At 65.8% G+C, this 7,870-nt stretch carries 6 protein-coding genes; 5 read left to right on the forward strand and 1 reads right to left on the reverse strand.

Features of this window, described 5'->3' with window-relative positions:
* Positions 1 to 9 precede the first annotated feature (9 nt).
* From N4R40_RS06005 to N4R40_RS06025, 5 genes are all read left to right on the forward strand, one after another.
* A complete protein-coding gene (locus tag N4R40_RS06005; RefSeq protein WP_261606465.1) occupies positions 10 to 822 on the forward strand; it encodes a DUF4184 family protein in 813 nt (270 codons plus the stop codon).
* A 24-nt stretch (positions 823 to 846) separates the two neighbouring features.
* The gene (locus N4R40_RS06010; protein WP_261606466.1) at positions 847 to 1,902 is read left to right on the forward strand and encodes a LacI family DNA-binding transcriptional regulator; all 1,056 of its coding nucleotides are present in this window, start codon (positions 847 to 849) and stop codon (positions 1,900 to 1,902) included.
* Between the two features lie 134 nt (positions 1,903 to 2,036).
* A complete protein-coding gene (gene mmsA / locus N4R40_RS06015; protein WP_261606467.1) occupies positions 2,037 to 3,584 on the forward strand; it encodes a multiple monosaccharide ABC transporter ATP-binding protein in 1,548 nt (515 codons plus the stop codon).
* On the forward strand, positions 3,581 to 4,924 hold the full coding sequence (mmsB, locus tag N4R40_RS06020) for a multiple monosaccharide ABC transporter permease (RefSeq protein ID WP_261606468.1): 1,344 nt from the start codon (positions 3,581 to 3,583) through the stop codon (positions 4,922 to 4,924). Before mmsA ends, mmsB begins: the two co-directional genes overlap by 4 nt.
* 49 nt (positions 4,925 to 4,973) lie before the next feature.
* A complete protein-coding gene (locus tag N4R40_RS06025) occupies positions 4,974 to 6,089 on the forward strand; it encodes a substrate-binding domain-containing protein (protein WP_261606469.1) in 1,116 nt (371 codons plus the stop codon).
* Positions 6,090 to 6,151: 62 nt separating this feature from the next.
* Here the strand turns inward: N4R40_RS06025 and N4R40_RS06030 are convergent, their stop codons facing one another.
* Positions 6,152 to 7,411: a CoA transferase gene (locus tag N4R40_RS06030; protein WP_261606470.1), complete on the reverse strand. Its 1,260-nt coding sequence runs from the start codon at positions 7,409 to 7,411 to the stop codon at positions 6,152 to 6,154.
* Positions 7,412 to 7,870: the final 459 nt, after the last annotated feature.

Raw genomic sequence — 7,870 nt, forward strand, 5'->3', positions numbered from 1 at the left:
CGCTGACGGATGCCGTTCACCCCCGCGCACGCCGTCGTCGCGCTGCCGTTCCTGCGCACTCCGCTGCTTCCGGCCGCGATGGCGATTGGCGCAATGGCGCCGGACCTTCCGCTGTTCGTGCGGGGGACGGCCATCAGCTACCAGGCGACCCACACCAACGTGGTGCTCTCGACCATGCTCGCCATGGCTCTCTTGGCACTGTGGTATCTGGTGCTGCGGCCTGCCGTTCGGGAACTGACGCCGAGGCCGATCGCCGCTCGCCTGCCGGGGGAGTGGGATGCCACCGGATCAGCCGCGTGGTCTGCCGTGCGTGCGTCGCGCCCGGGCGCCGAGCGGCCGATCTGGGGGCGTCCGCTCGTGTGGGTCATCAGCGTGACTGTGTCGCTCCTGCTGGGAGTGCTTTCGCACATCGCGTGGGATGCGTTCACGCACGAGGGTCGGTGGGGGCTGAGCGTATTCCCCGCGCTCGCCCAGCAGTGGGGCCCGCTGGCCGGCTACAAGTGGGTGCAGTACGGATCGGGCGTGGGCGGCCTTCTCCTGCTCGCCGTCTTCAGTGGCGTGTGGCTGCGGCGACGACCGACATCGGACGTCCGCCGCGTGCTTCCCGATGCGGTGCGGGCGCTGTGGTGGATCTCCCTTCCGCTCATCCTGGTCGTCGCGTGGGTGTGGGGGAGCATCACCTTCGGCGCATTCACATCCGAGTGGACCCCGCAACACCTGGCCTACCGGGTGCTCCCCCCGGCGTGTGCCGTTTGGGCGGTCCTCACGCTGGCGCTGGCTGTGGGCATCCTGATTGTGCGTCGCACCGCCGTTCGAAAATAGCGACGGCGCGGATGCCGCGGTAATGTGAACGTACACATCGAGGTGAGGCGCGTGAACGAGGCTGGCGAAGAACGCACGCGGACGGCGAGCATCCGCGACGTCGCCCGTGCCGCCGATGTTTCCTATCAGACCGTGTCCCGCGTCCTGAACGATCATCCGAGCATCCGGCCGGCCACGAAACAACGTGTCCTCGATGCGATGGAAGAACTGCGTTATCGGCCCAATCAGGCCGCACGCGCCCTCGTGACGAGCCGGTCGAGCACCCTGGGTGTGATCCTGGGTTCGCGCGGCGAATACGGTCCGACGTCCAGCCTCGCCGCGTTCGAAGACTCGGCGCGTGAGCACGGGTACTGGGTCAATTCGGCATATCTGCGTGACACGCAGCCGGAGACCATCCGCGCCGCCGTCGAACACCTCCGCCGACAATCGGTGGAGGGGATCGTCGTCCACGCGCCGCAAGTGCGCGTCTTCGACATTCTCGCCGAGCTGGATGTCGATATCCCGTATCTCGGTCTGAACACGGCCGAACGCGGCATCGTGGAGCTCGCCGAGGACCAGATGCGGGGCGGCAAAATGGCCACCGAGCATCTCATCGAACTCGGGCACGTCGAGATCGTCCACGTCGCGGGCCCGCAGGACTGGATCGAGGCGGAGAGCCGGATGCGGGGATACCTGCACGCTTTGTCCGACGCCGATCTGCCGACGCGCGCGCCGATCCTGGGGGACTGGACCGCAGATTTCGGGTACCGCGCGGCGTTGGAGCTGTCGCATCGCCTTGATTTCACCGCCGTATTCGCCGCCAACGACGCCATGGCGGTGGGCCTCATGCACGGTTTTCGTGACGTGGGCATCGACGTGCCGCGGCGCGTGAGCATCGTGGGGTTCGACGACATCCCCCTCGCGGCACATAGTTGGCCGCCGCTGACGACGGTCCATCAGCAGTTTGCCGGTCTCGGACGCCGGGCCGTCACCGAGCTGCTGCGTCTGATCAACGCCGATGACGCGCCTCCGCTGCTCGCGTCGGTCGAGCCGAGTCTGGTGGTCCGCGCCTCGACTGCACGGGCATTCGGGCACCAATAGTGACGCTTCGATAACGGCCCTATCCGCGGATTGACACGAGGGGCCGAAAGGTGCACGATGAGTGAGCAATGTGAACGGTCACATTTACCGGATCCGCAACGAACGCGGAGACGAAGACGAGGAGGTCGCGCCGCATGACCGACGCAGTCCCGATTCTGGAGATGCGCTCCATCACCAAGGAGTTCCCCGGAGTCAAGGCCCTGTCCGACGTGTCGATCACCGTGGGCGCCGGCGAGATCCACGCGATCTGCGGCGAGAACGGTGCCGGCAAGTCCACGCTCATGAAGGTGCTCTCCGGGGTCTACCCCTACGGCACCTACTCGGGTGAGATCTGGTTCCGCGGCGGTGTTGTGGAGTTCAAGGACATCCGCGCCAGTGAGCAGGCCGGCATCGCGATCATTCATCAAGAGCTCGCGCTGATCCCGGAGCTCTCGATCACCGAGAACATCTTCCTCGGCAACGAGATCGCCCACGCCGGCATCATCGACTGGTCGGCCGCCCGCGGGCGTGCCGTCGATCTCCTGGCTCGGGTCGGCCTGCGCGACGACCCCGACACGCAGATCAAGCACCTCGGCGTCGGCAAGCAGCAACTCGTTGAAATCGCGAAGGCGCTCGCGAAGGACGTCAAACTCCTCATCCTCGACGAGCCGACGGCGGCGCTCAACGAAGACGACTCGCAGCACCTGCTCGACCTGATCCTCGGCCTCAAAGGCAAGGGGATCACGTCGATCATCATCAGCCACAAGCTCAACGAGATCGAGCAGATCGCCGACGCGATCACGATCATCCGTGACGGACGCACGATCGAGACTCTCGACGTGCACGCCGGTGGCGTCGACGAGGACCGCATCATCCGCGGCATGGTCGGCCGTTCTCTCGAGAGCCGGTACCCGGATCGCACGCCGCACATCGGAGACGTGTTCTTCGAAGTGCGCAACTGGACCGTGCGGCACCCCCAGATCGCCGAGCGCCTCGTGTGCAAGGGGTCGAACATCTCCGTGCGCAAGGGAGAAATCGTCGGACTTGCGGGCCTGATGGGCGCCGGTCGCACCGAGCTCGCGATGAGCCTGTTCGGCCGTTCGTACGGTGTGTACGAATCAGGTCAGGTGCTCATCAACGGCAAGGAAGTCGCGCTCAAAGACGTCCAATCCGCGATCGATCATGGGCTTGCGTACGTCAGTGAGGACCGAAAAGCACTGGGCCTCAACCTCCTGGACACGATCAAGCGGTCGATCGTCTCAGCCAAGCTGGGCAAGATCGCTCGGCGCGGCGTCATCGACCCGTACGCGGAAAGCGACGTTGCGGACGATTACCGCAAGCGGCTGCGGATCAAGACGCCGAGCGTCGACGTCGGTGTCTCGAAGCTGTCCGGCGGCAATCAGCAGAAGGTCGTCCTCGCGAAGTGGATGTTCACCGATCCCGACCTGCTGATCCTCGACGAGCCGACGCGCGGTATCGACGTCGGAGCGAAGTACGAGATCTACACGATCATCCAGCAGCTCGCCGCACAGGGGAAGGGCGTCATCCTCATCTCGAGCGAGTTGCCCGAGCTCCTGGGCATCTCCGACCGGATCTACACGATCTTCGAGGGGCAGGTCACCGATGACCTTCCCGTCTCCGAAGCAACACCCGAGAACCTCATGCGCAGCATGACCTCCGCACGACAGAAGGCAGGGCGATGAGCACCGAAACGGTCCCCACGAAGAGCGAGGGCGGTCTGGCCGACCTCAAGAAGATGTTCGGAGCCGGCACCTCTTCGCTCCGACAGTTCGGCATCCTCGCGTCACTGATCGCGATCATCCTGGTGTTCCAGATCTGGACCGGTGGAACGACGCTGTCATCGCAGAACCTCATCAACGTCGTGAGCCAGCAGTCCTACATCTTGATTCTCGCGATCGGCATGGTGATGGTCATCATCATGGGCCACATCGACCTGTCGGTCGGTTCGGTCGCCGCGTTCGTCGGCATCATCGTCGCGAAATCGATGAGCGAGTGGAATGTCCCGTGGCCGTTCGCGATCGCGATCGGCCTGGTCGTCGGCGTGCTCGTCGGGGCCTGGCAAGGATTCTGGGTTGCCTATGTCGGCGTGCCCGCCTTCATCGTGACACTTGCCGGCATGCTGATCTTCCGCGGTGCCAACCAGGCGATCGGTCAGTCGACCACGACGCCGGTACCGCCCGAGTTCAGCTTCATCGGGTCCGGCTACCTGCCCGAGCTGCCGATCGCCGTCAACTTCAACGTCTTGACGATGCTTCTCGGCCTGATCGGTGTCGGCTGGATCGTCTACAACGAGTGGCGCCTGCGTCGTCAGCAGGCGCGGATCGGCACACCCTCCGCTCCGATCTGGGTGTCCGCGCTCAAGGTCATCGTGCTCTCGGGTGCCATCCTCTGGGCTGCGTGGCTCTTCGCGACGGGCCGTCCGGGAACGAGCTTCCCGATCTCCGGCGTGATCCTGCTCGTCCTCGTGGTGGTCTACTCATTCGTCACCAACAGCACCGTGTTCGGTCGCCACATCTACGCGGTGGGTGGAAACCGCATGGCCGCAGCGCTCTCGGGCGTCAAGGATCGCCGCGTCGACTTTTTCGTGATGATGAACATGTCGGTGCTCGCCGCCGTAGCGGGAATGATCTACGTCGGCCGAGCCACGGCCTCCGGCCCGCAGGATGGAAACGGCTGGGAGCTCGACGCGATCGCCGCGGTCTTCATCGGCGGAGCGGCGGTCTCGGGCGGCATCGGCACCGTGATCGGCTCGATCATCGGCGGTCTCGTCATGGCGTTCCTCAACAACGGACTGCAGCTGGTCGGTGCCGGTGCCGACACGGTGTCGATCACCAAGGGGCTCGTCTTGCTTCTCGCGGTCGCGGTCGACGTGATGAGCAAGCGTCGCGGCGGACCGTCCATCATCGGACTCCTCACGCGTCGCCGCGACAAGGCCACAGAATTCCCCACCAGTGTGCCCGCCGTCATTCCGACGTCGGGAACGAATGAGTCGAGCCAGCCGGCCGACCTTCCCAAGGGCTAGTCCCGGGGCAAGCTCGCCTCAACCCACTCAAAGAGAAAGTGACGAATCAATGAAGAAGATCGCTCTCGCGGCTGCCGCCATGGCCGCCGTCGCGGCGCTGGCGTTCACCGGCTGCTCCGGCGCTCGCACCGACACGGCCAGCACGGACGCGGCCGCTGCCGGGTTCGCCGCCGACGCCACGATCGGCGTCGCGCTCCCCGACAAGACCTCGGAGAACTGGGTACTCGCGGGTGACCTGTTCACGTCGGGTCTCACGGATGCCGGATTCAAGCCGGACGTGCAGTATGCACCGGCCACGAACACGGTCGCCGAGCAGCAGAACCAGATCTCGGCCATGGTCACCAACGGCGCGAAGGTCATCGTGATCGGCGCAAAGGATGGCAAGCAGTTGGGCACGCAGCTCCAGCAGGCTGCCGACGCCGGCGTCAAGATCATCGCCTACGACCGGCTCATCGAGAACACGCCGAACGTCGACTTCTACGTCGCGTTCGACAACTTCAAGGTCGGCGAACTGCAGGGCCAGGCTCTCCTGGACGGGCTCGAGGCGCGCTCGGGTCACGGTGCGCCGTGGAACATCGAGCTGTTCTCGGGCTCGCCCGACGACGCGAACGCAGCCGTGTTCTTCGACGGCGCCATGAAGGTGCTGCAGCCGAAGATCGATGACGGCACGCTCGTCGTGGTGTCCGGTCAGACCGAGGTTGCGCAGACCGCAACCCAGGGCTGGAAGGCGGAGAACGCTCAGAGCCGCATGGACTCCCTCATGGTCGCGAACTACGCGTCGACCCCGATCGACGGTGTGCTCTCGCCGAACGACACGCTGGCACGCGCCATCATCACCTCGGTGAAGCAGGCCGGTACCGACATCACGAAGTTCACCGTCACCGGTCAGGACTCCGAGGCCGAGTCGGTCAAGTCGATCATGGCCGGCGAGCAGTACTCGACGATCAACAAGGACACGACGCTCCTGGTTGCGCAGACGATCGACATGATCATCTCGCTCCAGAAGGGTGAAGAGCCCGAGGTCAACGACACCGAACAGTACGACAACGGTGTGAAGGTCGTCCCGGCCTTCCTGCTGCCGCCCGTCATCGTGACGCGGGAGAACGCGGCCGAGGCATACGCCAACAGCCCGAAGCTCCTCGAGATCGTGAACGCCGCGCAGTAAACAGCATCTCGTCTCTTCGGACGGCCCTCGCTCCTCGGAGCGGGGGCCGTTCGGCGCTCGCCCTATCTCCACACGGGTTCATCGCCGCCCCAGGGACGTGGAGAGCGGAAGGCTGCGGGCCCTCCCGGATACTGCACCGCGGGCGCGGCGGTGCGGACGAGCTGCCGCTGCACCAGGAACTCCTGCAGGTGCGCCTGCGGATCGCTGTCGCGGATGTCGGCCGTCGGCGCGGTCCGCCGCGGCAACCCGATGAGTTCTGCGGCGACGCGTCGCAGTGATGTCTCCGCGAGCCACGAACCACCCTCTGTTGCCCGCCGTACGAGGAGATCGACTGCGGCAGCGGCCAGGAGGTAGCCGGCGCTATGGTCCAGCGCCTGCGCCGGGAGAGCGCCGGGGGCGGTCGTGGCCGACTCCAGCATCGCGATGCCGCTTTCCGCTTGCACAAGGCTGTCGAAGCCACGCCGCTGCGGATCACCCCAGGCGCTCAGCTGAAGGATGATGACGCCCGGGTGTGCGAGAGCGACTGCAGCGGGGGAGAGGCCGAGCCGTGCGAGCGCCGCCGGACGATAGCCCAGGGCGACGACGTCCGCGTGCGCGAGAAGTCGGGTGAGTTGCGCTGCGCCCGCGTCGCTCCCCACGTCGAGGAGGGCGGACCGCTTGCCGTGGCCCGTGTCGAGATGCTGTGCGGACAGTTCGGGCAGGAAGGGTGGATCGATCCGGAGAACATCGGCACCGAGAAGCGCCAGCGTCCGGGTCGCGATCGGGCCTGCGATCACCCGGGTGAGGTCGAGGACGCGGATCCCGCGGAGCGGAGCGTCGGGTGCCGCATCGGGGAGGGGACGAGGGCGCGCCGCACCGAGCTGAGTGACGGCGACCAGGGGATGCCGGCGCAGCGCGTCGTCGACGGTGGGATCCGGTACGCGCACCGCGACGCACAGGCCGCCTGCGACGCTGATCGCACGCGCGGCGGATGCGGATGTCCAGCGGGCGAGTTCATTCGCGACCGCGTCGACGTCGGCATCCTCGCTCAGCCGCAGAGCACTCACGAGGGCGGCGCGATGGTGGGGGTAGTTCGCGTGGGTGCGCACCCACCCGTCCGCCACACGGAAGAACGCAGACAATGGAGCGAAGGCGACGGGTGGGCGGCCGCCCACGCGGAGCCAGCGCTCGCTCGTATAGGCAGTGGCCACACGGTCCGCGTCGAGCTGGACGGGCCCCGTCACGTCGGCCGCGCGCATCGCGGCCCGCGTGACCGCGGAAACAGCGCGCTCCGCGAGCGCCGCAGCATTCGTCCGCGAGGGCAGGGGGACCGGGCCGTTCATGGCCACACGATAGTCCCGAGGGCGCACTTTCGGCGCCCGATCTGGGAGAACATACGGAAGCGATCGAGGCGACACGCCCGGGATGAGACCAGGATTTGCCCGATCTGTAACCCCCGCGTAACTTATTACTTGTTCGCCCCACAGGGAAGAGCGAAAGGCCGGAAGGTCTCGCCCCCTCAAGTGGAGAGCCACCCCAACCCAAACCTCTCGTAGAGAGAACAAGACCTTCAGGTCTAGGTCGGGATCACGCTTCGTGAGATGACCTGTCATCACCGGATCACCGACGTAGAGTCGGAAATCGCCGGTTTGACAAGCGCCGAGCGAAGTGTAAGATAGAGAAGTTGCCCTGCGGGCGAGGCTGAGAGGCTGAGCAGTGGGAGCGTCCGATCCTTGAGAACTCAACAGCGTGCACTTGTCAAATGCCAAATAACCTCAACTCCATTTCGGTGGGGTGAGATT

Origin of the sequence: Microbacterium memoriense, from assembly GCF_025398275.1 — a bacterium.
Taxonomy (GTDB): domain Bacteria; phylum Actinomycetota; class Actinomycetes; order Actinomycetales; family Microbacteriaceae; genus Microbacterium; species Microbacterium memoriense.

Excerpts from the sequence above, each read along its gene's own strand:
- mmsB (WP_261606468.1), top strand. The coding sequence starts at position 3,581 with ATGAGCACCGAAACGGTCCCCACGAAGAGCGAGGGCGGTCTGGCCGAC.
- N4R40_RS06025 (WP_261606469.1), top strand. The coding sequence starts at position 4,974 with ATGAAGAAGATCGCTCTCGCGGCTGCCGCCATGGCCGCCGTCGCGGCG.
- N4R40_RS06005 (WP_261606465.1), top strand. The coding sequence starts at position 10 with ATGCCGTTCACCCCCGCGCACGCCGTCGTCGCGCTGCCGTTCCTGCGC.
- mmsA (WP_261606467.1), top strand. The coding sequence starts at position 2,037 with ATGACCGACGCAGTCCCGATTCTGGAGATGCGCTCCATCACCAAGGAG.
- N4R40_RS06030 (WP_261606470.1), bottom strand. The coding sequence starts at position 7,411 with ATGAACGGCCCGGTCCCCCTGCCCTCGCGGACGAATGCTGCGGCGCTC.